We start from the raw sequence: 26,431 nt of genomic DNA on the forward strand, positions 1-26,431 counted from the left end.
CTGCATGCTGCTGACCCGGCTCGCCGACGTGTCCCGGGAGGTCGCCGCCACCTCGGCGCGGTCCCGCAAGATCGCCCTGCTCGCCGGGTTGTTCCGGGAGGCCGAGCCGGACGACGTGCCGGTGGTCATCCCGTATCTCGCGGGCCGGCTGCCGCAGGGCCGGCTCGGCATCGGATGGAAGGTGCTCGGCCGCCCGGTCGAACCGGCCGCCGCGCCCGGCCTGACCGTGCGCGAGGTGGACGCCCGCCTCACGGCTCTCGGCGAGGTCACCGGCGCCGGCTCGCAGGCGGAGCGCGCCCGCCTGGTCGCCGAGCTGATGGGCGCCGCCACCGCGGACGAGCAGCGCTTCCTGACCGGACTGCTCACGGGCGAGGTCCGGCAGGGCGCGCTGGAGGCGGTCGCGGTCGAGGGGCTGGCGCAGGCGACCGGGGCGCCCGCCACGGATGTGCGGCGTGCGGTGATGCTGGCCGGGTCGCTGCAGGACGTCGCCCGGGCGCTGCTCGCCGACGGGCCCGAGGCCCTGGACCGTTTCCGCCTGACCGTGGGCCGACCGGTGCTGCCGATGCTCGCGCACACCGCGTCCTCGGTGACCGAGGCGATCGGCAAGCTCGGCGCCTGCGCCGTCGAGGAGAAACTGGACGGCATCCGCGTCCAGGTCCACCGCGACGGCGACGACGTACGCCTCTACACCCGCACCCTCGACGACATCACCGACCGGCTGCCCGAGCTGACCTCGGCCGCGCGGGAGCTGCGCGGGGAGTGCTTCGTGCTGGACGGCGAGGTGATCGCCTTCGACGAGGACGGCCGGCCCCGCTCCTTCCAGGAGACGGCCGGCCGGGTCGGCTCCCGGGTGGACGTGGCCACCGCCGCGCGGGCGGTCCCGGTCTCCCCCGTCTTCTTCGACGCGCTCTCCGTCGGCGGCCGCGACCTGCTGGACCTGCCGTTCGCCGAGCGGCACGCGGAACTCGCCCGGCTGGTCCCCGAGCCGATGCGGGTGCGTCGGACGGTGGTGTCGGGCCCCGAGGACGTGCCCGCCGCCGAGGAGTTCCTGGCGGAGACACTGCGCCGCGGCCACGAGGGCGTCGTCGTCAAGGCGCTGGACGCGCCGTACAGCGCGGGGCGGCGCGGCGCCTCCTGGCTGAAGCTCAAGCCGGTGCACACCCTCGACCTGGTGGTCCTGGCCGCGGAATGGGGCCACGGCCGCCGCACCGGCAGGCTGTCCAACCTGCACCTGGGCGCCCGCACGGCCGACGGCGGATTCGCGATGCTCGGCAAGACGTTCAAGGGCATGACCGACGCCATGCTGGCCTGGCAGACCGAGCGGCTGCAGGAGCTGGCCGTCGCGTCCGAGGGCCACGTGGTGACCGTGCGCCCCGAACTCGTCGTCGAGATCGCCTACGACGGCCTGCAGAGGTCGACCCGCTACCCGGCCGGCGTCACCCTCCGCTTCGCGCGCGTGCTGCGCTACCGCGAGGACAAGCGCCCCGAGGACGCGGACACCGTCGAGACCCTGCTGGCCGCCCATCCGCAGGTCCGGCCGTGAGGTCCCGGCGCAGCGCGGGCCTGCTGCTGTTCCGGCACACCGACGGCGGCCCGGAGGTGTTGCTCGGCCACATGGGCGGACCGCTCTGGGCCCGCCGGGACGCGGGCGCGTGGACCGTGCCGAAGGGCGAGCACGACCCTGACGAGCCCGCCTGGGAGGCGGCCCGCAGGGAGTTCCAGGAGGAACTCGGGCTGCCGCCGCCGGACGGCGAGGCGGTGCCCCTCGGTGAGGTCCGGCAGAGCGGCGGGAAGATCGTCACGGCGTGGGCGGTGGAGGCCGACCTCGACCCCGGCTCCGTCACACCGGGCACGTTCACCATGGAGTGGCCCCCGAGGTCGGGGCGCGCCGCGGAGTTCCCGGAGCTCGACCGGGTGGCCTGGTTCGGCCTGGACAGGGCCCGTGAGGTGATCGTCAAGGCGCAGTCCGCGTTTCTCGACCGGCTGGCGGAGCACTCGTCGCGAGGATGACCCGCACGCGTTGCGGCGGCCACCGCCGCGCGGGAAGGTCGAAGCACAGCAGCTCCTTTGGAGGTCAGCCATGCCCATCGCGACGGTGAACCCGGCGAACGGCGAGACGATCAAGACGTATGAGGCCATGGGCGCGGAGGAGATCGAGCGCCGGATCCAGCTCGCCGAGGCCACGTTCCGCACCTACCGGGAGAGCGGCTTCGCCGAGCGCGCACGGCTGCTGAACCGGGCCGCGGACCTTCTGGACGAGGACCAGCACGACATCGGCCGTGTCATGACCACGGAGATGGGCAAGCCGGTCAAGCAGGCCCGCGCCGAAGCCGCGAAGTGCGCCAAGGCGATGCGCTGGTACGCCGCGAACGCCGAGAGCCTGCTCGCCGACGAGGAGCCCGCCGAGTCCGACGTCCGGGACTCCGGCGCCTCCCGGGTCCACGTCCGCTACCGGCCGCTCGGGCCGGTGCTCGCGGTGATGCCGTGGAACTTCCCGCTGTGGCAGGTGATCCGCTTCGCGGCGCCCGCGCTGATGGCGGGCAACGTCGGCCTGCTCAAGCACGCCTCGAACGTGCCCCAGACCGCCCTCTACCTGGAGGACCTGTTCCACCGGGCGGGCTTCACCGAGGGCTGCTTCCAGACCCTGCTGATCGGGTCCGGCGCGGTCGACGAGATCCTGCGCGACGAGCGGGTCAAGGCGGCGACCCTGACCGGCAGCGAGCCGGCCGGGCGCGCGGTGGCCTCCACGGCCGGGGAGATGGTCAAGAAGACGGTGCTGGAGCTGGGCGGCAGCGACCCCTTCGTCGTGATGCCGTCGGCGGACGTCGACCGGGCGGCCCAGGTCGCGGTGACGGCCCGGGTGCAGAACAACGGGCAGTCGTGCATCGCGGCGAAGCGGTTCATCGTGCACACGGACGTCTACGACGCCTTCGCCGAGCGCTTCACCGAGGCCATGAAGGCGCTCGAGGTCGGCGACCCGATGGCGGAGGAGACGGAGGTCGGGCCACTGGCCAGCGAGCAGGGCCGGGCCGACGTGGAGGAGCTGGTGGACGACGCCCGGCGCAGCGGTGCCACGGTCCTGTGCGGCGGTGAGCGGCCCGCGGGCGACGGCTGGTACTACCCGCCGACGGTGCTCGCCGACATCACCCGCGAGATGCGCATCCACCGCGAGGAAGCCTTCGGGCCGGTGGCGACGCTGTACCGGGCGGGCGACCTGGACGAGGCGGTGCTCATCGCCAACGACTCGCCGTTCGGCCTGAGTTCCAACGTCTGGACGCGCGAGGAGTCGGACGTCGACCGGTTCGTGCGGGACCTGGAGGCGGGCGGCGTCTTCGTCAACGGGATGACCGCCTCCCATCCGGCGTTCCCGTTCGGCGGGGTGAAGCGCTCCGGGTACGGTCGTGAGCTGTCCGGGCACGGAATCCGCGAGTTCTGCAACATCACGACCGTATGGCACGGAGCGTGAGGGTTCCAGGGCTACGATCCCCTTTGTGAACCGCGAAGTGACCCTGCCTCTGATCGTCGACGACCGCGGTACCTTGCAGGTGGCCGCGTCCGACGTGAGCAAGCTGCTCCGCACGGTGGGCGGCCGGTGGCTGCGTCTGGTCGAGGCCGGCCAGGAGGGACTCGACGAGGACACCGTGGCGACGCTGACGATCGAGCTGGCGAAGCTGGCCGACCGGATCGACGTCGCGTGCATCGCGCACAGCAGCGGAGCCGGTTCGTAGCACGGGTACCGAAAGCCGTTGTCGCCTGGACGGAGTAATCCGGCGAGAGATCGTGGCGCTCCCGGGTGATCGTGGGTTTACACCTTCTCGGAGGTGAACCACCTTCTGACCGGGGCTCAAGAGCCTTCCGGACGGCGAAAGCAGGCACGGTTCATGGCGACTTTGTGCAGACCCTCGGTGTCCGTTCCAGAACACGTGATCACGATGGAAGAGACGCTGGAGCTGGCACGCTCCCGCCACGCGGACCACCCCCAACTCCCGCTGGCCCTCCGGCTGATCGAGAACACCGGTGTGCGCACCCGGCACATCGTGCAGCCGATCGAGGAAACCCTCAAGCATCCCGGCTTCGAGGCGCGCAACAAGATCTACGAGTCCGAGGCCAAGGCCCGCGTCCCGGCGGTCGTGCAACGGGCGCTCGACGACGCGGAACTCCTCACCAGCGACATCGACGTGATCATCTACGTGTCGTGCACGGGCTTCATGATGCCCTCGCTCACGGCGTGGCTGATCAACGAGATGGACTTCTCCAGCACCACCCGCCAGATACCCATAGCCCAGCTGGGCTGTGCGGCGGGCGGCGCGGCCATCAACCGGGCCCACGACTTCTGTGTGGCCTACCCGGAGTGCAACGTGCTGATCGTGGCCTGCGAGTTCTGCTCGCTGTGCTACCAGCCGACGGACATCGGCATCGGGTCGCTGCTGTCCAACGGCCTGTTCGGCGACGGCGTCGCCGCCGCCGTGGTCCGCGGCCGCGGCGGCACCGGGGTGAAGCTGGAGCGCAACGGCTCGTACCTGATCCCCAAGACCGAGGACTGGATCTCGTACGACGTCCGGGCCACCGGGTTCCACTTCCTGCTGGACAAGCGGGTGCCCGGCACCATGGAGCCGCTGGCTCCGGCCCTGCACGAACTGGCGGGCGCCCACGGCTGGGACGCCTCCGACCTGGACTTCTACATCATCCACGCCGGAGGACCCCGCATCCTCGACGACCTCAGCAAGTTCCTGCAGGTCGAGCCGCACGCCTTCCGGTTCAGCCGGGCCACCCTCACCGAGTACGGCAACATCGCCAGCGCCGTCGTCCTGGACGCGCTGCGCAGGCTGTTCGACGAGGGCGGCGCGGAGCACCGGGCACGCGGACTGCTCGCCGGGTTCGGACCCGGCATCACCGCGGAGATGTCCGTGGGGCGCTGGCAGATCGACGAGCCGGCGTGACATGAGCCAGGAGACGATCACGGGGACCGCGCCCCCCGTCCGGCAGTGGCCCGCAACGGATCCGGCCGGAGTCGAGTTCGATCCGGTGCTGCGCGCGCTGATGGACGAGGGGCCGGTCACCCGGGTCCGGCTGCCGAACGGCGAGGACTGGGCCTGGCTGGTCACCCGGCACGACGATGTGCGCACGGTGACCAACGACCCCCGGTTCAGCCGGGCGGCGGTCGTGGACCGGCAGGTCACGCGGCTGGCCCCGCACTTCGTGCCGACGCGTGACGCGGTCGGCCTCCTGGACCCGCCGGACCACACCCGGCTACGTCGCTCCGTGGCCTGCGCGTTCACGGCGCGGGGCGTGGAGCGCCTGCGGGAGAGGTCCCGGCGGATGCTCGACGACCTGGTGGGCGGGCTGCTCGCAAGCGGCCCGCCCGCCGACCTCACCGCGGCGGTGCTCAGCCCGTTCCCGGTCGCGGTGATCTGCGAGCTGATGGGCGTACCGGCCGCCGACCGGCACAGAATGCGCGACTGGACGCGGCTGATCCTGTCCGCCACGCACGGTGCGGACGTCAGCGAACGGGCCAAAGACGAGATGGGCGACTACTTCGCCGATCTCGTCGGCCTCCGGGAGAACAGCACGGGTGAGGACGTCACGTCGCTGCTCGGCGCCGCCCTCGGCCGGGGCGAGATCACGCTGGAGGAGGCGGTGGGCCTGGCCGTGCTGATCCAGATCGGCGGCGAGGCGGTCACCGGCAACAGCGGCCAGATGTTCTACGTCCTGCTCACCCGGCCGGACCTCGCCGAGCGGCTGCGGACCGAGCCGGGAATCCGCGCCCGCGCCGTCGACGAGCTGCTGCGCTGGATCCCGCACCGCAACGCCGTCGGCCTGTCCCGGATCGCCCTGGAGGACGTGGAGATCGGCGGCCGGCTGATCGGCGCGGGCGACGCGGTCTACGTGTCGTATCTCGCGGCGAACCGGGATCCCGACGTCTTCCCCGACCCCGGGACCATCGACTTCACCCGAGAGCCCAACCCGCATCTGGCGTTCGGCTTCGGGCCGCACTACTGCGTGGGCGGGATGCTGGCGAAGCTGGAGTCGGAGCTGCTGGTCGACGCGCTGTTCGACCGGGTGCCCGGCCTGCGGCTCGCGGTGCCGCCCGAGGAAGTGCCCTTCAGGAAGGGCACCTTGATCCGAGGGCCCCTGGCCCTGCCCGTGACCTGGTGAGGTGAGCAGACGGTGACCGCGACCGAAGGACTGCTGGTACCGCCCGGCCAAGGCCGTGTCGTCCAGACCCCGGCCCAGCACGTCACGTTCAAGGTGACCGGTGCGCACTCACGGATGGCGTCCACCTTCGAGGTTCTCGTCCCCCCGGGATTCGACGTCGGCGCCCATGTGCACACCCGCAGCGAGGAGTTGTTCTACGTGCTGGAGGGCGAGCTGGACGTGCTCGCCTTCGAGCCCCGCGTGCGGACCCCCGACAACTGGCAGAAGTGGGAGTCGCGTTCGGGCAACCAGGTGGTCCGGGCGACGCCGGGCACGGTCATCGTCGTACCCCCGGGCTGCCCGCACGCGTTCGCCAATCCGACGGAGACGCCCGCGAAGATGTTCTTCCAGGCGTCCCCGCCCCCGGATCACGAGCAGTACTTCGAGGAGCTGCTGGAGATCCTGCGGGACGGGGGGCCGCCGGACCGCGAGGCGATCGAGGCGCTCCGGGCCCGGTACGACATCGAGCAGCTGACCCCGCTCAAGCACCGCTGAAAGCCTCTCCTAGCGGATGGGCTTGCCCGACAAGGTGCGGGCGATCACCAGGCGCTGGATCTCGCTGGTTCCCTCGAAGATCGTGTAGATCGCGGCGTCCCGGTGCATCCGCTCCACCGGGTACTCGCGGGTGTAGCCGTTGCCGCCCAGGATCTGGATCGCCTGGGCGGTGACCGTCTTCGCGGTCTCGCTGGCGAACAGCTTGGACATCGACCCCTCGGCGGCCGTGAAGGGCCTGCCGTTGACGGCCATCCAGGACGCCCGCCACACCAGCAGCCGCGCCGCGTCGATGGACGTGCGCATGTCGGCGAGCTGGAAGGCCACGCCCTGGTTGTCGATGATCGGCCGGCCGAACTGCTCACGGGTGGTCGCGTAGTCCAACGCCACCTCGTACGCTGCCCGGGCCGTGCCCACCGCCATCGCGCCGACCGCCGGACGGGACGCCTCGAACGTGGCCATCGCCGCGTTCTTCAGGCGCTCGCCACCCGTCCTCGCCCGCTCACGGGCGCGCGCGAGCCGCTCGTCCAGCTTCTCCTTGCCGCCCAGCAGGCAGGAACCGGGCACCCGGACGCCGTCGAGGACGACCTCGGCGGTGTGCGAGGCGCGGATGCCGTGCTTCTTGAACTTCTGTCCCTGGGAGAGCCCCGGGGTGTTCGGCGGCACGATGAAGGAGGCGTGGCCCTTCGAGCCCAGCTCCGGGTCCACCACCGCCACGACCACATGGACGTTGGCGATGCCGCCGTTGGTCGCCCAGGTCTTGGTGCCGGTGAGGACCCACTCGTCCTTGGCCTCGTCGTACACCGCGCGGGTGCGCAGGGAGGCCACGTCGGAGCCGGCGTCGGGCTCGGAGGAGCAGAAGGCGGCGACCTTCACGTCGTTCGCGTCGCCGTACATCTGCGGGATCCAGGTGCCGATCTGCTCCTCGGTGCCGTTGGCGAGCACGCCCACCGCCGCGAGGCCGGTGCCGACGATCGACAGGGCGATGCCCGCGTCGCCCCAGAACAGTTCCTCCATGGCCATCGGGATGCCGAGGCCGGTGGCGTCGAAGTACTGCTGCGCGTAGAAGTCGAGGGAGTAGATGCCGACCTTGGCGGCCTCCTGGATGACCGGCCAGGGAGTCTCCTCACGCTCGTCCCATTCGGCGGCCGCGGGGCGGATGACGTCGGCGGCGAAGCCGTGCAGCCAGTCCCGGACCTCCTTCTGTTCGTCGTTGAGCTCCATGGTGAACTCGGCCATGTCCCCTCCAGCGGCGCACAAAGCATGTTACTTGCGGTAACCGCAGTCTGTTACCGCTGGGTAGGAGAAGTCAACTCACCGCCCCCGCTCGGCCGCCCGTTCGAGGGCTGCCGTGCCGAGTGTTAGTTTGCGCTTGCGTCACCGATCGAGCACGGGTGGGGAGATCAGATGGACACCACGCAGCGGACCGAGCAGCAGAGGTCCGCCGACCGCCGACGGCGCGAGTTGCTGGAGGCCGCCGACCGCGTCGTGCTGCGCGACGGTCCGCAGGCCTCGATGAACGCCATCGCGGCGGAGGCGGGCATCACCAAACCGATCCTCTACCGGCACTTCGGCGACAAGGGCGGCCTCTACGCCGCCCTGGCCAAACGGCACACCGACGCCCTGCTCGACTCGCTGCGGGCCGCCCTCGACGCCCCGGCGGAGCGGCGCGAGCGGGTGGAGAACACGCTCGACACCTACCTCGCGGCGATCGAGGCACGGCCCCAGGTGTACCGCTTCCTGATGCATCCCTCGGAGGGCTCGCCCGGAGACCAGGGCTTCGACGTGGGCAAGCACTCGGCGCCGCTGCTGCGGCGCATGGGTGAGGAGCTGGCCCAGGTTATCGAGGACCGGCTGGACCTCGGGCCGGAGAGTCAGCGGCTGGCACGGGTCTGGGGGCACGGGATCGTCGGGATGATGCATGCCGCCGGGGACTGGTGGCTGGGGGAACGGCCCTGTTCCCGCGCCGAGTTGGTGCGATGCCTCGCCGACCTGCTCTGGGGCCGGCTCGCCGCCGCGGGCGACCGGGTGGGGGGTCCCGGCTTCTGAGGCCGCGCCGTCCGCGGGCCGGGGACCCTCGCGCGGTCCCCCGCCCTCGGGAGGACGTGCGCTCACGTGCGCCAGGAGGCCCGCGACACCTGGCGCAGCAGGCGTCGGTGGCGCCAGCCCGTGACACGGTCGGCGTAGACCGTTCCGTCCAGGTGGTCGCACTCGTGCTGGAGGCAGCGGGCGAAGAAGCCGGTGCCGTGGATCGTGACCGGCTCGCCCGTCGTCGTGACACCCTCGACCACCGCGTGGTCGTAGCGCTCCGTCCCCGCCTCCAGGCCCGGCAGCGACAGACAGCCCTCCGGGCCGCGGATCACCACGCCGTCCGCCTCGACCAGACGCGGGTTCACCACATGCCCCACGTGCCGTACGTCCTCGTCGTCCGGACAGTCGAAGACGAAGACCCGGAGCGCCTCGCCGACCTGGTTCGCGGCCAGGCCGACGCCCTGGGCGGCGTACATGGTCGCGAACAAGTCCTCCACGAGCCGGGAGAGTTCGGGGCCGAACCCGGTGACTTCCGTGGAGGGTGTGTGCAGGATCGGGTCGCCGAGCAGGGTGAGGGGCCGGACACGCCCGTGAGCGCCCGGGATGGAGCCTTGTCGCATGCCGGCAAGGGTACGGTCCTCGCGGGCGCGCTCCCCGCGCGCGGGGATCGTGACGGTGCCGCGATTCGGGCAGGTGAGTGTGTCTGGATAGGCTGGGACGTCACCACGTTGCCGGATGCTACGGCGCGGCGCGTACGCAAGGAGGATCGAGAACTGATGGCAGGCAACTCGGACCCGCTCTCGCCGCGGGCCAAGCTGGCCGTGACCGCGGGCAAGGCGGTCGCTGCGGCATCACGCGCAGCGGGACGCGGCAGCGGTTCGGTGATCGGTGGCCGGGTGGCCCTCAAGCTCGACCCCGACCTTCTGGCCCGGCTCGCCCAGAACCTGGACGTCACCCTGGTGTCGGCGACCAACGGCAAGACCACGACCACGCGGCTCATCGCCGAGGCGCTGCGCGCCGCCGGACCGGTGGTGTCCAACGCGCTCGGCGCCAACATGCCCGCCGGCATCACCTCGGCGCTGGCGGGCGGCTCGGAGGCCAAGTTCGGCGTCATCGAGGTCGACGAGAAGTACCTGGCCGGTGTGGCCCGGGACACCGACCCGAAGTGCATCGCGCTGCTGAACCTCTCCCGCGACCAGCTCGACCGTGCCGCCGAGACCCGGATGCTCGCCGAGAACTGGCGCGAGGGGCTCGCCGGCACCAAGGCCGTGATCGTCGCCAACGCGGACGACCCGCTCGTGGTGTGGGCGGCCTCGTCCTCCCCGAATGTGATCTGGGTCGCGGCCGGGCAGATGTGGAAGGACGACGCCTGGTCCTGCCCGTCCTGCGGCGGTGTGATGCGGCGCCCCGGCGACGACTGGTTCTGCGGCGAGTGCGGCTTCCGCCGCCCCACGCCGAGCTGGGCGCTCTCCGGCGACCACGTGCTCGACCCGCACGGCTCCGCCTGGCCGATCCACCTCCAGCTGCCGGGCCGCGCCAACAAGGCCAACGCCACCTCCTCGGCGGCCGTCGCCGCCGTGTTCGGGGTGCCGCCGCAGGTCGCCCTGGAGCGGATGTACCAGGTGCAGGCGGTGGCCGGGCGCTACGACGTGGTGCAGTTCCTGCAGCGCGATCTGCGGCTGCTGCTCGCCAAGAACCCGGCCGGGTGGCTGGAGACGTTCTCCCTCATCGACCCGCCGCCGACCCCGGTGATCCTGTCCGTGAACGCGCGCGGCGCCGACGGCACGGACACCTCGTGGCTCTGGGACGTCGACTACACGCGGCTGACCGGGCACCCGATCTTCGTCATCGGCGACCGCAAGCTCGACCTCGCGGTGCGGCTGGAGGTGGCGAACCAGCACTTCCAGGTCTGCGAGAACCTCGACGAGGCGGTGCAGAAGGCCCCGCCGGGCCGCATCGAGGTCATCGCCAACTACACCGCGTTCCAGGACCTGCGCCGCCGCGTCGGCAACTGACAAGACTTCAGGGGACTTTCGTGAGCGACAACCAACTGCGGGTCGTCTGGATCTACCCGGACCTGCTCAGCACGTACGGCGACCAGGGCAACGTCCTCGTCGTCGAGCGCCGGGCGCGGCAGCGGGGCCTGGACGTGGCACGGCTCGACGTGCGCAGCGACCAGCCCATCCCGACCTCCGGCGACATCTACCTGATCGGCGGCGGCGAGGACCGGCCGCAGCGGCTCGCGGCCGAGCGGCTGCGGCGTGACGGCGGCCTGCACCGGGCCGTCGGCAACGGCGCGATCGTGTTCTCGGTGTGCGCCGGCTACCAGATCCTCGGGCACGAGTTCATCAACGACCTCGGCCAGCGCGAGCCCGGCCTCGGCCTGCTCGACGTCGTCTCGGTGCGCGGCGAGGGCGAGCGGTGCGTCGGTGACGTGCTCGGCGACGTCGACGAGCGGCTGGGCCTGCCCCCGCTGACCGGCTTCGAGAACCACCAGGGCATCACCCGTCTCGGGCCGACGGCCCGCCCGCTCGCCCGGGTGCGGTTCGGCAACGGCAACGGCACGGGCGACGGCACGGAGGGCGCGTACAACGACACGGTCTTCGGCACCTACATGCACGGACCGGTGCTGGCCCGCAATCCGCAGATCGCGGACCTGCTGCTGAAGCTGGCGCTGGACGTCAACGCGCTGCCGCCGACCGACGACCACTGGTACGAGGCGCTGCGCGACGAGCGCATCGCGGCGGCGCAGCAGCAGCCCGCCTGAGGCGACGTTCCGGCGCGGTCCCGCACCGCCCGGCAAGCCCGTCTGACGGACCGTCCGCACAGGTGAGCGCGGTCGTCCAGCAGTCGGACGCACGGTTCGGTCCCGCCCCCCTGTGCCGCTAGGGTGGCGGGGATCGAGCCGGACAGCGTGGTCCGGACCCGGCCCACGTCGAGAAGGTATTTCGGGCTATGCGCATTGGTGTCCTCACCTCCGGCGGCGACTGCCCCGGTCTGAACGCCGTCATCCGGTCCGTCGTGCACCGTGCCGTCGTCGACCACGGCGACGAGGTCATCGGGTTCAGGGACGGCTGGAAGGGCCTCCTGGAGTGCGACTACCTCAAGCTCGACCTGGACGCGGTGGGCGGCATCCTCGCCCGCGGCGGCACCATCCTCGGCTCCTCCCGGGTCCGTCCCGAGCATCTGCGCGACGGTGTGGAGCGGGCCCGCGGCCATGTCCAGGAGCTCGGCCTCGACGCGATCATCCCGATCGGCGGTGAGGGCACCCTGAAGGCGGCCCGGCTGCTGTCGGACAACGGGCTGCCCATCGTGGGCGTGCCGAAGACCATCGACAACGACATCGCCGTGACCGACGTGACCTTCGGCTTCGACACCGCCGTGACCGTCGCGACCGAGGCGCTGGACCGGCTCAAGACCACCGCCGAGTCCCATCAGCGGGTTCTGATCGTGGAGGTCATGGGCCGGCACACCGGGTGGATCGCCCTGCACTCCGGCATGGCGGCGGGCGCCCACGCCATCGTCGTACCGGAGCGGCCCTTCGACATCGACGAGCTGACCGCGAAGGTCGGCGAGCGGTTCGAGGCGGGCAAGCGGTTCGCGATCGTCGTGGTGGCGGAGGGCGCGAAGCCGCGGCCCGGCTCCATGGCGTTCGACGAGGGCGGCAAGGACGTCTACGGGCACGAGAGGTTCGCGGGGGTCGCCCGGCAGCTCTCCGTGGAGCTGGAGAACCGGCTCGGCAAGGAGGCGCGGCCGGTCATCCTCGGACATGTGCAGCGCGGCGGTACGCCGACCGCGTACGACCGGGTGCTGGCCACGCGGTTCGGGTGGCACGCGGTGGAGGCCGCGCACCGGGGCGAGTTCGGGAAGATGACCGCGCTGAACGGGACCGACATCGTGATGGTGCCGCTGGCGGAGGCGGTGGAGACGCTGAAGACGGTGCCGGAGGACCGGTACGCCGAGGCGGAGTGCGTGCTGTAGCCGCTCCGGGTACGTGGCACTGCCCCCGGTCGCAGGAGCGGCCGGGGGCAGTTCTAGTCTTGGGGCGGACAGACAGCACAACCCGTACGAAACAGGAGCCGTTGGATGGATCACAGCGGGCACGGCATGACCACGGACCTGCCGCCGTTCACGCTGGGGCGGGGGCTGCAGTGGTCGCCCGAGCCGTTCTTCCTCGTGGCCTGCCTGCTGGGGCTCGCGCTGTACGGGTGGGGCGTCCTGCGGCTGCGGCGGCGCGGGGACCGGTGGCCCCTCGGGCGGACCGTGTCCTTCGTCGTCGGCGTGCTGACCATCGGGCTGATGATGTGCACCCAGCTGAACGACTACGGCATGGTCATGTTCAGCGTGCACATGGTGCAGCACATGGTGATCAGCATGCTCTCGCCGATCCTGATCCTGCTGGGCGGCCCGATCACCCTCGCGCTGCGCGCGCTGCCGCCCGCCGCCCGGGGGCACAAGGGGCCGCGCGAACTCCTGCTGGCGCTGCTGCACAGCCGGTACATGCGGATCATCACGCACCCGGCGTTCACGATCCCGCTGTTCATCGCCAGCCTCTACGCCCTGTACTTCAGCCCGATCTTCGACACCCTGATGGGCTCGAAGCCGGGGCACATCGGGATGATGGTGCACTTCCTCGCCGTCGGCCTGGTCTTCTTCTGGCCGATCATCGGTGTGGACCCGGGGCCGCACCGGCCGGGCCACCTGATGCGGATGCTGGAGCTCTTCGCGGGCATGCCGTTCCACGCGTTCTTCGGCATCGCGCTGATGATGGCCTCGACGCCCATGGTCCGCACCTACGCCGACCCGCCCGCCTCGCTGGGCATCGACGCGCTCGCCGACCAGAACGCGGCCGGCGGCATCGCCTGGGCGTTCAGCGAGATCCCGTCCGTGCTGGTGCTGATCGCCCTGCTGTTCCAGTGGTACGCCTCGGAGCAGCGCCAGGCCCGGCGCACGGACCGGGCCGCCGATCGCGACGGGGACAAGGAGCTTGAGGCGTACAACGCCTATCTGGCGTCGTTGAACGCCCGCAGCCGCTGATCCACCCCATCACCTGCGAAGACGCGTACGACGAACGTGTGCTCGATTGCGGCGCCGTCGTCCGCGCCTCGTCCGGGCGCCCGGAATCCCGGCCCTCATTTCGCCTTGCCCGTCGCACCGACGCGGAACCGGGGCACCATGGGAGGGGACGAACCATGAGGAGGGTGTTGCGATGCCCGGTTCTACGGACGGCTCTACGAAGGCGATGGGGGTGCTCACCGTCGGCGGACTCGTCGTGGTGACCGCCTACACAGTGGCGCTCGGCAGCAACGGCTGGCTGTGGTTCGGCTGGGTCGTGCTGGGCCTGATCACCCTGGGGATGGTGGCCACCCGCAGCACCTGAGGTGGTTCACTCGCGGGTGAGCCTGCCCGCCGAGTGCACCCCCGGCTGGTATTTCGGCAGCCGGGCGGTGACCTTCATCCCCGCGCCGACGGCGGTCTCGATGACGAGGCCGTAGCCGTCGCCGTAGACCTGGCGCAGCCGGTCGTCGACGTTGGACAGCCCGATCCCGCCCGACGGGCTGACCTCCCCGGCGAGGATCCGGCGCAGCAGGTCGGGGTCCATGCCGGCGCCGTCGTCCTCTATCACCACGAGGGCCTCGGCGCCGGTGTCCTGGGCGGTGATGCTGATGTGGCACTTGTCGGCCTTGCCTTCGAGGCCGTGCTTGACGGCGTTCTCGACCAGCGGCTGGAGGCAGAGGAAGGGCAGCGCCACCGGCAGCACCTCGGGGGCGATCTGGAGCGTGACGGAGAGGCGGTCGCCGAAGCGTGCCCGCACGAGCGCCAGGTAGTGGTCGATGGCGTGGAGCTCGTCGGCGAGGGTGGTGAAGTCGCCGTGCCGGCGAAACGAGTAACGGGTGAAGTCGGCGAACTCCAGCAGCAGTTCACGGGCGCGCTCGGGGTCGGTGCGCACGAACGAGGCGATCACCGCCAGTGAGTTGAAGATGAAGTGCGGGGAGATCTGGGCACGCAGGGCCTTGATCTCGGCCTCGATGAGCCGGGTGCGGGACTGGTCCAGGTCGGCGAGTTCCAGCTGCACGGAGACCCAGCGGGCCACCTCGCCGGCCGCCCGGACCAGCACGGCGGACTCGCGGGGCGCGCAGGCCACGAGGGCCCCGTGCACCCGGTCGTCGACGGTGAGCGGGGCGACCACCGCCCAGCGCAGGGGGCAGTCCGGGGCGTCGCAGGTCAGCGGGAAGGCCTCGCCGCGGCCGGTCTCCAGAGGGCCGGTCAGCCGCTCCATGATCTCGGCGCGGTGGTGCGCGCCCACGCCGTCCCAGGCGAGCACCCGTGTGCCGTCGGTGAGGCACAGGGCGTCCGTGCCGAGCAGGGAGCGCAGCCGGCGGGCCGACTTGCGCGCGGTCTCCCCTGTGAGGCCGGCCCGCAGCGGGGGCGCGGCGAGGGAGGCGGCGTGCAGGGTCTCGAAGGTGGCGTGCTCGACGGGGGTGCCGAGGCCGCCGAGGCTCTCGGGGCGCGCCGTGCGCCGGCCCAGCCAGAAGCCCGCGGCGAGCAGCGGGAGCACGGCGACACAGAGACCGGCGATGAATCCGCTCATGCCTTCACCTCCGCCCGGACCTCTTCCGGGAGATGGAACCGCGCGAGGATCGCCGCCGTGCCCGGCGGGACCCGGCTCGCGGTCGCGAGCGACACCAGCACCATCGTGAGGAAGCCCAGCGGCACCGACCACAGCGCGGGCCAGGCGAGCAGCGCGTGCAACGGGCCGGGGCCGGGGAAGCCCGCCATGGTCGCGGCCACCGCGAGGAAGGCCGAACCGCCGCCGACCAGCATCCCGGCCGCCGCGCCCGGCGGGGTCAGGCGCCGCCACCAGATGCCGAGCACCAGCAGCGGGCAGAAGGACGACGCCGACACGGCGAACGCCAGCCCCACCGCGTCCGCCACCGGCAGCCCGCCGACCAGCACGCTCCCGACGAGCGGCGCGGCCATCGCGAGGACCGTGCCGAGCCGGAAGTGCCGCACGCCCCGGGCGGGCAGGACGTCCTGGGTCAGCACGCCGGCCACCGCCATGGTCAGTCCCGACGCCGTGGACAGGAACGCCGCGAAGGCACCGCCCGCCACCAGCGCGCCGAGCAGATCACCGCCGACGCCTCCGATCATGCGCTCCGGCAGCAGCAGGACCGCCGCGTCCGCGTCGCCGGTGAGGGTGAGTTCGGGGGCGTAGATGCGGCCGAGGGCCCCGTAGACCGGGGGCAGCAGGTAGAAGCCGCCGATCAGGGCGAGCACGGCGACCGTGGTCCGGCGGGCGGCGACGCCGTGCGGGCTCGTGTAGAAGCGGACGACGACGTGCGGCAGGCCCATGGTGCCGAGGAAGGTGGCGAGGATCAGTCCGTACGTGGCGTACAGCGGGCGGTCCTCGTGGCTCTCGGCCCGTGACGGTGCCATGCCGCCGCCGCTCGCGGAGTCGGCGGTGGGGACGGGGGTGCCCTTGTCGAAGGTGAGGCGGGTGCCCTGGGCGATGCGGTGGGTGCCGGCCGGGAGGTCGAGGCGCCGCTCCTCGTAGGTCCGTCCGTCGACCCTGCCGCTGACCGTCACCGTCAACGGGCTGTCCAGCTTCAGGTCGAGGGTGTCGTCGACGCGGACGACGCGCTGTTCGCGCAGTGCGGCCGGTTCGTCGAAGGCGTCGCGAGGGGCGCCGTCGCCCTGCCAGGCGAGGACGAGGAAGAGGGCGGGGACCAGGAGGGCGGTGAGTTTGAGCCAGTACTGGAAGGCCTGCACGAACGTGATGCTGCGCATGCCGCCCGCGGCGACGATGGCGGTGACGACGACGGCGACGATGATGCCGCCGAGCCAGTCGGGGGCTCCGGTCAGGACGGTCAACGTCAGTCCGGCGCCCTGGAGTTGGGGCAGCAGGTACAGCCAGCCGACGCCGACGACGAAGGCGCCCGCTAGCCGTCGCACGGCCGGGGAGGCGAGGCGGGCCTCGGCGAAGTCGGGCAGCGTGTAGGCGCCGGAGCGGCGCAGGGGGGCGGCGACGAAGACGAGGAGCACCAGGTAGCCGGCGGTGTAGCCGACGGGGTACCAGAGCATGTCCGGGCCCTGCGCGAGGACCAGCCCCGCGATGCCGAGGAACGACGCGGCGGAGAGGTACTCGCCGCTGATCGCGGCGGCGTTCAGCCGGGGGCCGACGGTGCGGGAGGCCACGTAGAAGTCGGAGGTGGTCCGGGATATGCGCAGGCCGAAGGCGCCGACCAGGACGGTCGTCACGACGACCAGGGCGACGGCGGGGACGGCGTATCCGGAGTACATGGGCCCAAGTCCTCTGTGCGGTCCTGTCAGCGATCCTGTTCAGCGGTCCTGTCAGCGGTCCTCGACCAGGCGGACGAAGTCGCGTTCGTTGCGTTCGGCGCGGCTGACGTACCAGCGGGCCAGCAGGACGAGCGGCGCGTACAGGCAGAACCCGAGGACCAGCCACTCCAGTCGGCGGGCGTCGGGGGCGGTCGCGAACACCAGCGGCAGGGGGCCGACGAGCAGGACGAGCACGGCGAACACCGTGAGGGCGGCGCGCAGTTGGGTGCGCATCAGGGAGCGGACGTAGGTGTGACCGAGGGTGGTCTGCTCGTCGATCTCGGTCTGCGGGCGGTAGTAGCCGGAGGCGCGCCGCGCGCCCCGGCGGGGGCCGGTGACGACGACACGGCGCTCGGTGGGCTCCTGGGGCACCGTCACGCCCTCCTCATCAGCAGGTCCCGCAGCTCCCGCGCGTGACGCCGGCTGACCTGCAGTTCCTCGGATCCGATCACGACGCTCACCGTGCCCGCGTCCAGCCGGAGTTCGCCGATGTGGCGCAGGGCGACCAGATGGCGGCGGTGGATGCGCACGAAGCCGCGGGAGCGCCAGCGGTCCTCCAGCGTGGACAGCGGGATGCGGACCAGGTGGCTGCCCTTGCCGGTGTGCAGCCGGGCGTAGTCGCCCTGGGCCTCGACGTGGGTGATGTCCTCGACGGCGACGAAGCGGGTGACACCGCCGAGCTCCACGGGTATCTGGTCGGGGTCGGGTTCGTGCACGGGGATGCGCGGGGCGGTGCCGCGCTGCTCGGCGGCCCGGCGCACGGCCTCGGCCAGCCGCTCCTTGCGGACCGGCTTGAGGACGTAGTCGACCGCCTTGAGGTCGAAGGCCTGGACGGCGAAGTCCTCGTGCGCGGTGACGAAGACGACCAGCGGCGGCTGGGCGAACCCGGTGAGCAGCCTGGCCAGGTCGAGACCGTCGAGGCCCGGCATGTTGATGTCGAGGAAGACGACGTCGATCGCCTCGGGTCCGGCGGGTCCGGACTCCAGGGCACGGGTGATCCGGCGCAGCGCCTCGGTCGCGTCGCCGGCGCCCTCGGCGCTGCCGATGCGCGGGTCCGCGTTCAGCAGGTACACGAGTTCCTCGAGGGAGGGGCGTTCGTCGTCGACAGCGAGGGCGCGCAGCATGAACGTGGAGTCTAGGAGCAATTCGTACGCCTGCACACGTGCCGGGCGCGGACGTTTCCGCTGGATACAGTGCCCGCATGAACAGCAGGCCGACACCGTTCGACGAACTGGACCGGAAGATCATCACCGCGCTGATGGCGAACTCCCGGACGAGCTTCGCCGAGATCGGCGCGGCGATCGGTCTGTCCTCGACCGCAGTGAAGCGCCGGGTGGACCGGTTGCGGGAGACCGGCGTGATCACCGGTTTCACGGCGACGGTGGAGCCGTCGGCGCTGGGATGGCGCACCGAGGCCTACGTCGAGGTGTACTGCGAGGGCGCGGCGCCGCCCCGGCGCCTCGCGGAGGTGGTGCGCGGCTATCCCGAGATCGCGGCGGCGATGACGGTGACCGGGGGCGCGGACGCGCTGCTGCACGTGCGGGCACGGGATGTGGAGCACTTCGAGGAGGTGCTGGAGCGGATCCGTGCGGAGCCGTTCATCCGCAAGACGATCAGCGTGATGGTGCTGTCCCACCTCCTGCCGGAGAGTCCCGAGGCAGGCGCCAGCCAGCCCGCGCCGGAGCGCGCACCAGACGTGCGCTGACAGCGGTGACAACGCAGCGATCCTGCGTGAACACGCAGCTTTTGTCGCTTGTCGGGCGTCACTACGGGCTTCTACCGTGAGATCACCCCCAGTCGACACCGCAGGAAGCGGAGGGACCCCTCTGTGTCCGAAACCCGTGTGCCGCGCCGGCGGCGCTTCCTCGTCTGCGAACCCAGACACTTCGCCGTGCAGTACGCGATCAATCCCTGGATGCATCCCGACGTGCAGGTCGACGTCGGTCTCGCCCAGGAGCAGTGGCGGACGCTGATCCGCGTCTACGAGGACCACGGCCACACGGTCGACACCGTGGCGCCGGTGCCCGGCCTGCCGGACATGGTCTTCGCCGCCAACTCGGCGGTCGTGGTCGACGGCCGCGTCTTCGGCTCCCTCTTCCACGCGCCCGAGCGGCGCCCCGAGTCCACGTACTACGACACCTGGTTCAAGGGCGCGGGCTTCGACGTCTACCGGCCGGAGAACGTGTGCGAGGGCGAGGGCGACCTCGTCCCGACGGGCCGGTACGTGCTGGCCGGCACGGGCTTCCGTACCACCCGCGAGGCCCATCGCGAGGTGCAGGAGTTCCTCGGGGTGCCGGTGATCTCGCTGACCCTGGTGGATCCCTACCTCTACCACCTCGACACGGCGCTGTTCGTGCTCGACGACGAGAACATCGCGTACTACCCGGAGGCCTTCTCCCCCGGCAGCCGTGAGGTGCTCGCGCGGCTGTACCCGGACGCGGTGCTCGGCACCCGCGAGGACGCCATGACGTTCGGGCTGAACTCCGTCTCCGACGGACGTCACGTCTTCATCTCACCCCGCGCCGAGGGCCTCGCGGCGCAGCTCGCCGAACGCGGCTACGTGCCCGTGCCGGTGGACCTGTCGGAGTTCCACAAGGCCGGCGGGGGCATCAAGTGCTGCACCCAGGAAATCCGGGAGATCCGTTCATGACCGCACCCGCCCGTACCCGCGACTCCGCCGAGCTGATCCGCGCCGAGGAGCCGGTGCTCGCGCACAACTACCACCCGCTGCCCGTGGTCGTGGCCGCGGCCGAGGGCACCTGGGTGGAGGACGTCGAGGGGCGCCGCTACCTCGACATGCTGGCCGGCTACTCGGCGCTCAACTTCGGCCACCGCCACCCCGCGCTCGTCGAGGCGGCCCACCGCCAGCTCGACCGCCTCACGCTGACCTCCCGGGCCTTCCACAACGACCGGCTCGCGGAGTTCGCCGAGCGGCTGGCCGTGCTGACCGGCCTGGACATGGTGCTGCCCATGAACACGGGCGCCGAGGCCGTCGAGAGCGGCATCAAGGTGGCGCGCAAATGGGCGTACGAGGTGAAGGGCGTCCCCGCCGACCGGGCGACGATCGTGGTGGCTGCGGAGAACTTCCACGGCCGTACGACGACGATCGTGAGCTTCTCGACGGACGAGACGGCACGGGCCGGGTTCGGTCCGTTCACGCCGGGCTTCCGGATCGTGCCGTACAACGACCTTGCCGCGCTGGAGGAGGCGGTCGACGAGACGACGGCCGCGGTGCTGATCGAGCCCATCCAGGGCGAGGCCGGCGTCGTCGTCCCGGACGACGGCTATCTGGCGGGCGTACGGGAACTGACGCGTCGCAAGGGGTGCCTGTTCATCGCGGACGAGATCCAGTCGGGCCTCGGCCGCACGGGCCGCACGCTCGCCGTCGAGCACGAGGGCGTCGTTCCCGACGTGCTGCTGCTGGGCAAGGCGCTGGGCGGGGGCATCGTGCCGGTGTCGGCGGTGGTCGCGCGCCGTGACGTGCTCGGCGTACTGCGGCCGGGTGAGCACGGTTCGACGTTCGGCGGCAACCCGCTGGCCGCGGCGGTCGGCACGGCGGTCGTCGAACTGCTGGAGACGGGTGAGTTCCAGCGCCGGGCCACGGAGCTGGGCGTGGTGCTGCGGGACGGCCTCGACGAGCTGGTCGGCAAGGGCGTCGTCGGCTTCCGGGCGCGGGGGCTGTGGGCGGGCGTCGACATCGACCCGGCGATCGGCACCGGTCGCGAGATCAGCGAACGGCTGATGCGCGAGGGCGTCCTGGTGAAGGACACGCACGGCTCGACGATCCGCCTCGCCCCGCCGCTGACCATCACCGAGGAGGAGCTGCGCTCCGCGCTGGCCACCCTGGGCACGGTGCTGGGGCAGGCCTGAGCAAGGGGAACACCGCCGCCCCGGGACGGCGCGCTCGGGCATCTGAGCGGCAGGACCGGCGTGCCACCGGGGCAATGCGGGCCTGCCCCGGCCCGCCCGACGGCAGGGGCGCCGGGGCAGGCCCGAGAAGGACGAACCGCACACGCCCCGGAGGGTGCCAAGGGCGGAACCGGGAGACGACACGCGCCCCGGAAGGCGCCGGCCGCAGGCCCGGGGAACAGGACCGCACACGCCCCGGAGGGTGCCAAGGGCGGAACCGAGAGACGACACGCGCCCCGGAAGGCGCCGGCCGCAGGCCCGAGGAACAGGACCGCACGCGCCCCGGAGGGTGCCAGGGCCGGAACCGGGACGGCACGCACCGGGAAGGCGTCAGGCGCAGGCCTGGGGAACGCGGACGGCACGGGCTCGGAAGGCGTCAGGCGCAGGTCCGGGGAGCGCCTGCGAGCACACGGTCGGTACCCGTCCCCTACGGCGTCAGGGCCGTGGCGCGCGGTCGGGGCCGGGGCGGGGCAGGCTGGAGGGGTGGGGTGCCGCGGCGGGGAGGGCGCCCTCGTACTTCCGGCCGCGCGGCCCGACGAGCTCCTCCCGGGCCGCCCGGACCACTGCCACCGAGCCGCCCGCGCACCCGCCGCCCGTCCGCTCACTGGACGGGCGGCCGCCCCACGCGGCAGCCCCGCCCTCACAGGGGTGAAGATGGGGGCAAGAGGTGGTAGACCACTCTCAGCGACAGAGAGGTCAACCGGTGGGCACATTCGAGGAGCGCGACGTCGAGCGTCGGCCGTTCGACGTGGCGGACGCCGCTCCCGTGCTGCTCGACGCCCACGGCGTCGTGACGAGCTGGACCAGGGACGCCCAGCGCCTGCTCGGGTACACGCCCGGTGAGGCCGTCGGCCGCGGCGTCGCCGAACTGCTCACCGCCCAGGACGCGTCGCGCGTGCCGGGCCTGGTCGAGCGGTGCCGCAGGGACGGCGGCTGGACGGGCCTGCTGACCGCCCGGCGCGAGGACGGGTCGTCCGTCCGCGTCATGGTCCGGGTCACCCCGGCCCTGGAGACCCAGGGCCCTTCACGCTGGCTGGTGCTTATGTCGGAGCTGGCCGAGGCCCCGGGCTGGGACATGAGCCGTAACATGCTGGAACAGATGGTGTCGCGCTCCCCCGTCGGCATAGCGATCGTCGACACCGATCTGCGCTACGTCTGGTCGAACATCGCCCTCTCCCAGTTCGGCGGCGGTCCGCCGAGCCGGCGGCTGGGCCTGCGGCTGGCGGACATCCAGCCGGGCCTGGACACCGAGGCGATCGAGGCGCAGATGCGGCACGTGCTGACGACCGGCGAGTCGGTCTCCGGCTACGAGCTCGTCGGCCACGTACGCTCCGCCCCGTTCCGTGAGACCGCGCACATGATGTCGTTCACCCGGCTCGACGACGGCCAGGGTCACCCGATGGGCGTCTACTACACGGTCCTCGACATCACCGACCGGCACCGCGACCGTCAGCGTCTCGCCCTGCTGGACCGGGCCGGCGAGCGCATCGGCCGCACGCTGGACATCACGCTGACCGCGCAGGAGCTGGCCGACGTGGCGGTGCCCGACCTCGCCGACATCGTGACCGTGGACCTGCTGGAGTCGGTGCTGCGCGGCGGGGAGCCGGAACCCGGCCCCCCGCGCGACACCGGGCAGGCGCCGCTGCGCCGCGCGGGCCAGCGCTCGCTGGACCGGCGCGTCACCGAGGCCCTCGTCGGCATCGGCGAGGTCGCGGCGTATCTGGCGGGATCACCGCCGGTCCGCTCGCTGACGACGGGCATGCCCTGGCTGGGGGCGCGGCTCGACCCGCTCGCCGAGGAGTGGGCCGCGGACGCGCCCGGCACCCGCCGGTCGATCTTCCTGGAGCTGGGCCTGCACAGCGCGATGACCGTGCCCATCCGCGCACGGGGCGTCACTCTCGGGGTCACCACCTTCTTCCGGCGCCGCCGGCACGAGCCCTTCGACGAGGGCGATCTGAGCCTGGCCGAGGACCTCGTCTCCCGGGCGGCCGTCTGCGTCGACAACGCCCGCCGCTACACCCGGGAGCGGGACGCGGCCCTGGTGCTCCAGCGCAGCCTGCTGCCGCACCGGCTGCCCGAGCAGGAGGCCGTGGAGGTGACGGCCTGCTACCGGCCCGCGGACGAGCTGACCGGCGTCGGCGGCGACTGGTACGACGTGATCCCGCTGTCGGGGGCGCGGGTCGCCCTCGTGGTCGGCGAGGTCGCCGGGCACGGCATCAACGCCGCCGCCGCGATGGGACGCCTGCGGACCGCCGTGCGCACCCTCGCGGCGCTGGACCTGTCCCCGGAGGAGGTGCTCGGACACCTCGACGACCTGGTGGCGATGGGCACGCCCGAGGAGGGTGTCGTGCCCGACGCGGGCGCGATCGACAGCCGTCAGGGCGGGACGCAGGACGAGGCACAGGGAGGCCCCGAGTCCGTCGGATCCGGCTGCCTGTACGTCGTCTACGACCCGGTCGACGGAAGGTGCACCATGGCCGCCGCCGGGCACCCGGCGCCGGCGGTCATCGGGGCCGACGGCAAGGTCGTCTTCCTGGAGCTGCCGCAAGGTCCCGCCCTTGGCGTGGGCGGGCCGCCGTTCGAGTCGGTGGAGGTGACGCTGGCCGGGGGCAGCACGCTGGTGCTCCACACGGACGGGCTGCTGGCCGGCGACGACGAGGTGTGGGCGATCGACGTGGGCCGGGACCGGCTGCGCGGCGCGCTGGAGCGGACCGCGCCGTCCCTGGAGGGGCGCTGCCGTGCCGTGGTGGACGCGCTGGTGCCCGCGCGCCCGCACGACGACGTGGCCCTGCTGCTGGCACGCACCCGGCTGCTCAGTTCGGAGCAGGTGGCGACCTGGGAGCTGCCGGTCGACCCGGCCGTCGTCTCCGACGCCCGCAAGGCGGCCTGCCGGCAGCTGTCGGCGTGGGGTCTGGACGAGCTGGCCTTCACCACCGAACTGGTGGTCAGCGAGCTGGTCACCAACGTCATCCGGCACGCGGTCGGGCCGATCCGGCTGCGGCTGATCCGGGCGGCCACGCTGGTCTGCGAGGTGTTCGACAGCGGCGCCACCGCGCCCCATCTGCGCCATCCGCGCACCACGGACGAGGGCGGACGGGGGCTGCTGCTGGTCTCGCAGCTCACCCAGCGGTGGGGCACCCGGTTCGTCCCCGACGGCAAGGTCATCTGGGCGGAGCAGCCGCTGACCGGCCTCCCGGACTGACGCGGCAGGCCCTTCGCCGCCTCCGCGGGCAAAATGAGGGGAACACCGTGGTGAGGCGGGAGCCATGAACGACGGGGCGATCGACTACGGGGCGGTCTTCCGGGCACTGCCCGGCATGGTCGCCCTGCTGACGCCCGATCTGGTGTTCGCCGACGCCAACAAGGAGTTCCTGCGGATGTCGGGGCGCCGCCGCGAGGACGTCGTCGGCCGCTATCTCTTCGACGTCTTCCCCGACAACCCGGGCGACCCCGAGGCGACCGGCATGCGCAATCTGGAGGCCTCGCTGCGCCGGGTGCTGGCCACCGGCGAGCGGGACACCATGGCGCTGCAGCGGTACGACGTGGAGAGCCGGCCGGGGCAGTGGGAGGTGCGGTACTGGAGCCCCGTCAACGAGCCGGTCGTCGGCCCGGACGGGACGGTCGAGCTGCTGGTGCACCGGGTCGAGGAGGTCACCGAGCTCATCGCGGCCCGCGGCGGTCCCGGCGGGAGCAGGGCGCGGGTGCTGGAGGCGGAGCTGTACACCCGGGCCCGTGAGCTCCAGGAGCTCAACGAGCGGCTGCGTGACGCGCACGAGCGGGAGCGCGAGGTGGCGCTGGCGCTCCAGAAGGCCATGCTGCCCGCCCGCCGTCAGGTGGGGCTGCACAAGGTGGCCGTGCGCTACCGGCCGGCGGTCGGCGCGCTGCACGTGTGCGGGGACTGGTACGACCTGGTCGACCTGGTCGGCGGCAGCCGCATCGCGGTGTCGGTCGGCGACGTGGTGGGTCACGGCCTCGGCGCCGCCTGCGTCATGGGCCAGCTGCGCAGCGCGCTGACCGCGGCCTCCCGGGTGGCGGCGGGCCCGGCCCAGGCGCTCGACGTGCTGGGGCGGTTCGCGCACGTCGTGGACGGGGCCGAGTCGGCCACGGCGGTGACGACGTTCATCGACTGCGACCTGCGGACCATCACCTACAGCAGCGCCGGTCATCTGCCGCCGGTGCTGGTCCAGCCCGACGGTCGCGTCGAGTTCCTGGACCGGGCCACCGACCCTCCGCTGGACGCCCATCCCGACCCGCGGCCGCGCCCGCAGGCCGGCACCGGGTTCACGCCCGGCGCCACGCTCGCCCTGTACACCGACGGACTGGTGGAGCGGCGCCGCGAGGACATCGACAAGGGGGTGGCCCGGCTCGCCGAGTCGCTGGTGCGGCACCGGGAGGCCGATCCCGAGGTCCTCGCGGACGCCGTGCTGCACGAGTTGCTGCCTCCCGAGGGCGCCGGCGACGACACCGTGCTGATCGTCGTCCGGCTCTGACCGCGGGGACCGTGACGCCGTGCGGGGCCGGGGACGCACCTCGCCCCCGGCCCCGCACGGCGTTCGTGCTACGGCTTGCGGGCCACCGCCCCGTACATGGCGATGTCCTCGTCCCGGATGCCCTCCTCGCCCATGCCGTCCGGGCGCCACTTGTGGACCTGGACGATGCCGGGCTCGGCGAGTTCCAGGCCGTCGAAGAACTCGTGGGCCTCGTCGATGGTGCGCAGCCGCATCGGCATGTTGCGGGCGGCGTACTCCCGGGCGACGCGGCCCACCTCCTCGGGCGCGAACTCGGCCGTGCCGATGGACATCGCGAGGTAGCTGCCCGAGGGCAGCGGCTCCAGCAGGCGGCGCACGATGCCGACCGCGTCGTCCTCGTCCAGGATGAAGTGGACGATCGCGATCACGGTGAGCGCCACCGGCTGCGTGAGGTCGAGGGTCTCGCGCAGTTCGGCGGCCTCGACGATGCTGCCCGGCTCGCGGAAGTCGGCCTCGATGTACGCCGTCCGCCCCTCGGGGGAGCTGGCCAGCAGCCCCTGGGAGAGGGTGAGGACGATGGGGTCGTTGTCGACGTAGACGACCCGCGACTCGGGCGCCACCGCCTGGGCGATCTCGTGCAGGTTCGGCGAGGTGGGTATGCCGGTGCCGACGTCGAGGAACTGGCGTACGCCCGCCTCCTCGGCGAGCCAGCGCACGGCGCGGTTCATCCAGTCGCGGTTGGCCCGCATGTGGATGGGCAGGGCGGGCCACTCTCGGGACATGGCGTCACCCGCCTCCTTGTCCGCGGGGTAGTAGTCCTTGCCGCCCAGGATGTAGTCGTAGATCCGCGCGGAGTGCGCGTTCTCGGTGTCGATGCGGTCGGCAGGCCATCCGTTGTCAGGCAACGCCGTGTCTCCCATTCGGGTTCGGGGGGGTGTGGGGAACGCTCGCTCAGCTACAGCAACGGGGCGAAGAGCCCGGAGAACAGGTTAGGA

At 72.3% G+C, this 26,431-nt stretch carries 25 protein-coding genes; 18 read left to right on the forward strand and 7 right to left on the reverse strand.

Annotated features, from left to right (window positions below; translation table 11 throughout):
• The first annotated feature begins 4 nt into the window (after nucleotides 1-4).
• From ACIP2X_RS14100 to ACIP2X_RS14130, 7 genes are all read left to right on the forward strand, one after another.
• Nucleotides 5-1,543 carry an ATP-dependent DNA ligase gene (locus tag ACIP2X_RS14100; protein WP_401671823.1) on the forward strand — a complete coding sequence of 513 codons (1,539 nt, stop codon included), beginning with the start codon at nucleotides 5-7 and terminating at the stop codon, nucleotides 1,541-1,543.
• The gene (locus ACIP2X_RS14105) at nucleotides 1,540-2,010 is read left to right on the forward strand and encodes an NUDIX domain-containing protein (RefSeq protein ID WP_401671826.1); all 471 of its coding nucleotides are present in this window, start codon (nucleotides 1,540-1,542) and stop codon (nucleotides 2,008-2,010) included. The genes ACIP2X_RS14100 and ACIP2X_RS14105 overlap by 4 nt, the downstream gene beginning before the upstream one ends.
• Before the next feature lie 70 nt (nucleotides 2,011-2,080).
• On the forward strand, nucleotides 2,081-3,466 hold the full coding sequence (locus ACIP2X_RS14110; protein ID WP_401671828.1) for an NADP-dependent succinic semialdehyde dehydrogenase: 1,386 nt from the start codon (nucleotides 2,081-2,083) through the stop codon (nucleotides 3,464-3,466).
• 25 nt (nucleotides 3,467-3,491) lie between these two features.
• Complete coding sequence (locus ACIP2X_RS14115; protein WP_393113363.1) at nucleotides 3,492-3,728, forward strand: DUF6213 family protein; 237 nt, start codon at nucleotides 3,492-3,494, stop codon at nucleotides 3,726-3,728.
• A gap of 153 nt (nucleotides 3,729-3,881) precedes the next feature.
• Entirely contained in the window at nucleotides 3,882-4,940 is a 1,059-nt protein-coding gene (locus tag ACIP2X_RS14120; RefSeq protein WP_401671831.1) for a type III polyketide synthase, read from the forward strand.
• Nucleotide 4,941: 1 nt separating this feature from the next.
• Nucleotides 4,942-6,156 (forward strand): cytochrome P450, encoded by a 1,215-nt coding sequence (locus ACIP2X_RS14125; protein ID WP_401671834.1) that lies wholly within the window; start codon nucleotides 4,942-4,944, stop codon nucleotides 6,154-6,156.
• Nucleotides 6,157-6,168: 12 nt separating this feature from the next.
• Nucleotides 6,169-6,690 (forward strand): cupin domain-containing protein, encoded by a 522-nt coding sequence (locus tag ACIP2X_RS14130; protein ID WP_401671836.1) that lies wholly within the window; start codon nucleotides 6,169-6,171, stop codon nucleotides 6,688-6,690.
• Between the two features lie 9 nt (nucleotides 6,691-6,699).
• Here the strand turns inward: ACIP2X_RS14130 and ACIP2X_RS14135 are convergent, their stop codons facing one another.
• Nucleotides 6,700-7,926, reverse strand: coding sequence for an acyl-CoA dehydrogenase family protein (locus tag ACIP2X_RS14135; protein ID WP_401671838.1), 1,227 nt, complete (start codon nucleotides 7,924-7,926; stop codon nucleotides 6,700-6,702).
• 168 nt (nucleotides 7,927-8,094) lie between these two features.
• Here ACIP2X_RS14135 and ACIP2X_RS14140 point away from each other — a divergent pair, with 168 nt between their 5' ends.
• Entirely contained in the window at nucleotides 8,095-8,736 is a 642-nt protein-coding gene (locus tag ACIP2X_RS14140; RefSeq protein ID WP_401671841.1) for a TetR family transcriptional regulator, read from the forward strand.
• 62 nt (nucleotides 8,737-8,798) lie between these two features.
• Here the strand turns inward: ACIP2X_RS14140 and def are convergent, their stop codons facing one another.
• Nucleotides 8,799-9,338 carry a peptide deformylase gene (gene def, locus ACIP2X_RS14145; protein WP_401671844.1) on the reverse strand — a complete coding sequence of 180 codons (540 nt, stop codon included), beginning with the start codon at nucleotides 9,336-9,338 and terminating at the stop codon, nucleotides 8,799-8,801.
• 156 nt (nucleotides 9,339-9,494) lie between these two features.
• On the opposite strand from def, the gene ACIP2X_RS14150 reads away from it, so the two are divergent.
• From ACIP2X_RS14150 to ACIP2X_RS14170, 5 genes are all read left to right on the forward strand, one after another.
• Nucleotides 9,495-10,733 carry a MurT ligase domain-containing protein gene (locus tag ACIP2X_RS14150; RefSeq protein WP_401671846.1) on the forward strand — a complete coding sequence of 413 codons (1,239 nt, stop codon included), beginning with the start codon at nucleotides 9,495-9,497 and terminating at the stop codon, nucleotides 10,731-10,733.
• A 20-nt stretch (nucleotides 10,734-10,753) separates the two neighbouring features.
• On the forward strand, nucleotides 10,754-11,485 hold the full coding sequence (locus ACIP2X_RS14155; RefSeq protein ID WP_401671849.1) for a type 1 glutamine amidotransferase: 732 nt from the start codon (nucleotides 10,754-10,756) through the stop codon (nucleotides 11,483-11,485).
• Nucleotides 11,486-11,673: 188 nt separating this feature from the next.
• Nucleotides 11,674-12,699, forward strand: coding sequence for a 6-phosphofructokinase (locus ACIP2X_RS14160; protein WP_401671851.1), 1,026 nt, complete (start codon nucleotides 11,674-11,676; stop codon nucleotides 12,697-12,699).
• Between the two features lie 105 nt (nucleotides 12,700-12,804).
• The gene (locus ACIP2X_RS14165; protein ID WP_401671854.1) at nucleotides 12,805-13,755 is read left to right on the forward strand and encodes a cytochrome c oxidase assembly protein; all 951 of its coding nucleotides are present in this window, start codon (nucleotides 12,805-12,807) and stop codon (nucleotides 13,753-13,755) included.
• 172 nt (nucleotides 13,756-13,927) lie between these two features.
• A complete protein-coding gene (locus ACIP2X_RS14170) occupies nucleotides 13,928-14,098 on the forward strand; it encodes a hypothetical protein (protein ID WP_141310231.1) in 171 nt (56 codons plus the stop codon).
• A 6-nt stretch (nucleotides 14,099-14,104) separates the two neighbouring features.
• Here the strand turns inward: ACIP2X_RS14170 and ACIP2X_RS14175 are convergent, their stop codons facing one another.
• The 4 genes from ACIP2X_RS14175 to ACIP2X_RS14190 are packed head-to-tail and all read right to left on the reverse strand — an operon-like array spanning nucleotide 14,105 to nucleotide 18,182.
• Complete coding sequence (locus ACIP2X_RS14175) at nucleotides 14,105-15,310, reverse strand: sensor histidine kinase (RefSeq protein WP_401671856.1); 1,206 nt, start codon at nucleotides 15,308-15,310, stop codon at nucleotides 14,105-14,107.
• Entirely contained in the window at nucleotides 15,307-17,019 is a 1,713-nt protein-coding gene (locus tag ACIP2X_RS14180) for a cation acetate symporter (RefSeq protein ID WP_401671859.1), read from the reverse strand. The genes ACIP2X_RS14175 and ACIP2X_RS14180 overlap by 4 nt, the downstream gene beginning before the upstream one ends.
• 51 nt (nucleotides 17,020-17,070) lie before the next feature.
• Nucleotides 17,071-17,430 (reverse strand): hypothetical protein, encoded by a 360-nt coding sequence (locus ACIP2X_RS14185; RefSeq protein ID WP_401672365.1) that lies wholly within the window; start codon nucleotides 17,428-17,430, stop codon nucleotides 17,071-17,073.
• Between the two features lie 2 nt (nucleotides 17,431-17,432).
• Nucleotides 17,433-18,182 carry a LytR/AlgR family response regulator transcription factor gene (locus ACIP2X_RS14190; RefSeq protein WP_401671861.1) on the reverse strand — a complete coding sequence of 250 codons (750 nt, stop codon included), beginning with the start codon at nucleotides 18,180-18,182 and terminating at the stop codon, nucleotides 17,433-17,435.
• 77 nt (nucleotides 18,183-18,259) lie between these two features.
• Between ACIP2X_RS14190 and ACIP2X_RS14195 the strand changes: the two genes are divergently transcribed.
• The 5 genes from ACIP2X_RS14195 to ACIP2X_RS14215 all read left to right on the forward strand — a co-directional run bounded on the left by ACIP2X_RS14195 (nucleotide 18,260) and on the right by ACIP2X_RS14215 (nucleotide 25,457).
• On the forward strand, nucleotides 18,260-18,763 hold the full coding sequence (locus tag ACIP2X_RS14195; protein WP_401671863.1) for an Lrp/AsnC family transcriptional regulator: 504 nt from the start codon (nucleotides 18,260-18,262) through the stop codon (nucleotides 18,761-18,763).
• Between the two features lie 123 nt (nucleotides 18,764-18,886).
• Complete coding sequence (gene ddaH / locus ACIP2X_RS14200) at nucleotides 18,887-19,708, forward strand: dimethylargininase (RefSeq protein WP_401671866.1); 822 nt, start codon at nucleotides 18,887-18,889, stop codon at nucleotides 19,706-19,708.
• Nucleotides 19,705-20,928: an ornithine--oxo-acid transaminase gene (gene rocD / locus ACIP2X_RS14205; protein ID WP_401671869.1), complete on the forward strand. Its 1,224-nt coding sequence runs from the start codon at nucleotides 19,705-19,707 to the stop codon at nucleotides 20,926-20,928. Before ddaH ends, rocD begins: the two co-directional genes overlap by 4 nt.
• A gap of 742 nt (nucleotides 20,929-21,670) precedes the next feature.
• On the forward strand, nucleotides 21,671-24,169 hold the full coding sequence (locus ACIP2X_RS14210; protein ID WP_401671871.1) for a SpoIIE family protein phosphatase: 2,499 nt from the start codon (nucleotides 21,671-21,673) through the stop codon (nucleotides 24,167-24,169).
• Nucleotides 24,170-24,233: 64 nt separating this feature from the next.
• Nucleotides 24,234-25,457: a PP2C family protein-serine/threonine phosphatase gene (locus ACIP2X_RS14215; protein ID WP_401671873.1), complete on the forward strand. Its 1,224-nt coding sequence runs from the start codon at nucleotides 24,234-24,236 to the stop codon at nucleotides 25,455-25,457.
• 68 nt (nucleotides 25,458-25,525) lie between these two features.
• Here ACIP2X_RS14215 and ACIP2X_RS14220 read toward each other — a convergent pair whose 3' ends face one another.
• On the reverse strand, nucleotides 25,526-26,341 hold the full coding sequence (locus ACIP2X_RS14220) for an SAM-dependent methyltransferase (RefSeq protein WP_401671875.1): 816 nt from the start codon (nucleotides 26,339-26,341) through the stop codon (nucleotides 25,526-25,528).
• Nucleotides 26,342-26,431 lie beyond the last annotated feature (90 nt).

The sequence above is a fragment of the Streptomyces sp. NPDC089424 genome (genome assembly GCF_044749345.1).
Taxonomy (GTDB): Bacteria; Actinomycetota; Actinomycetes; order Streptomycetales; family Streptomycetaceae; genus Streptomyces.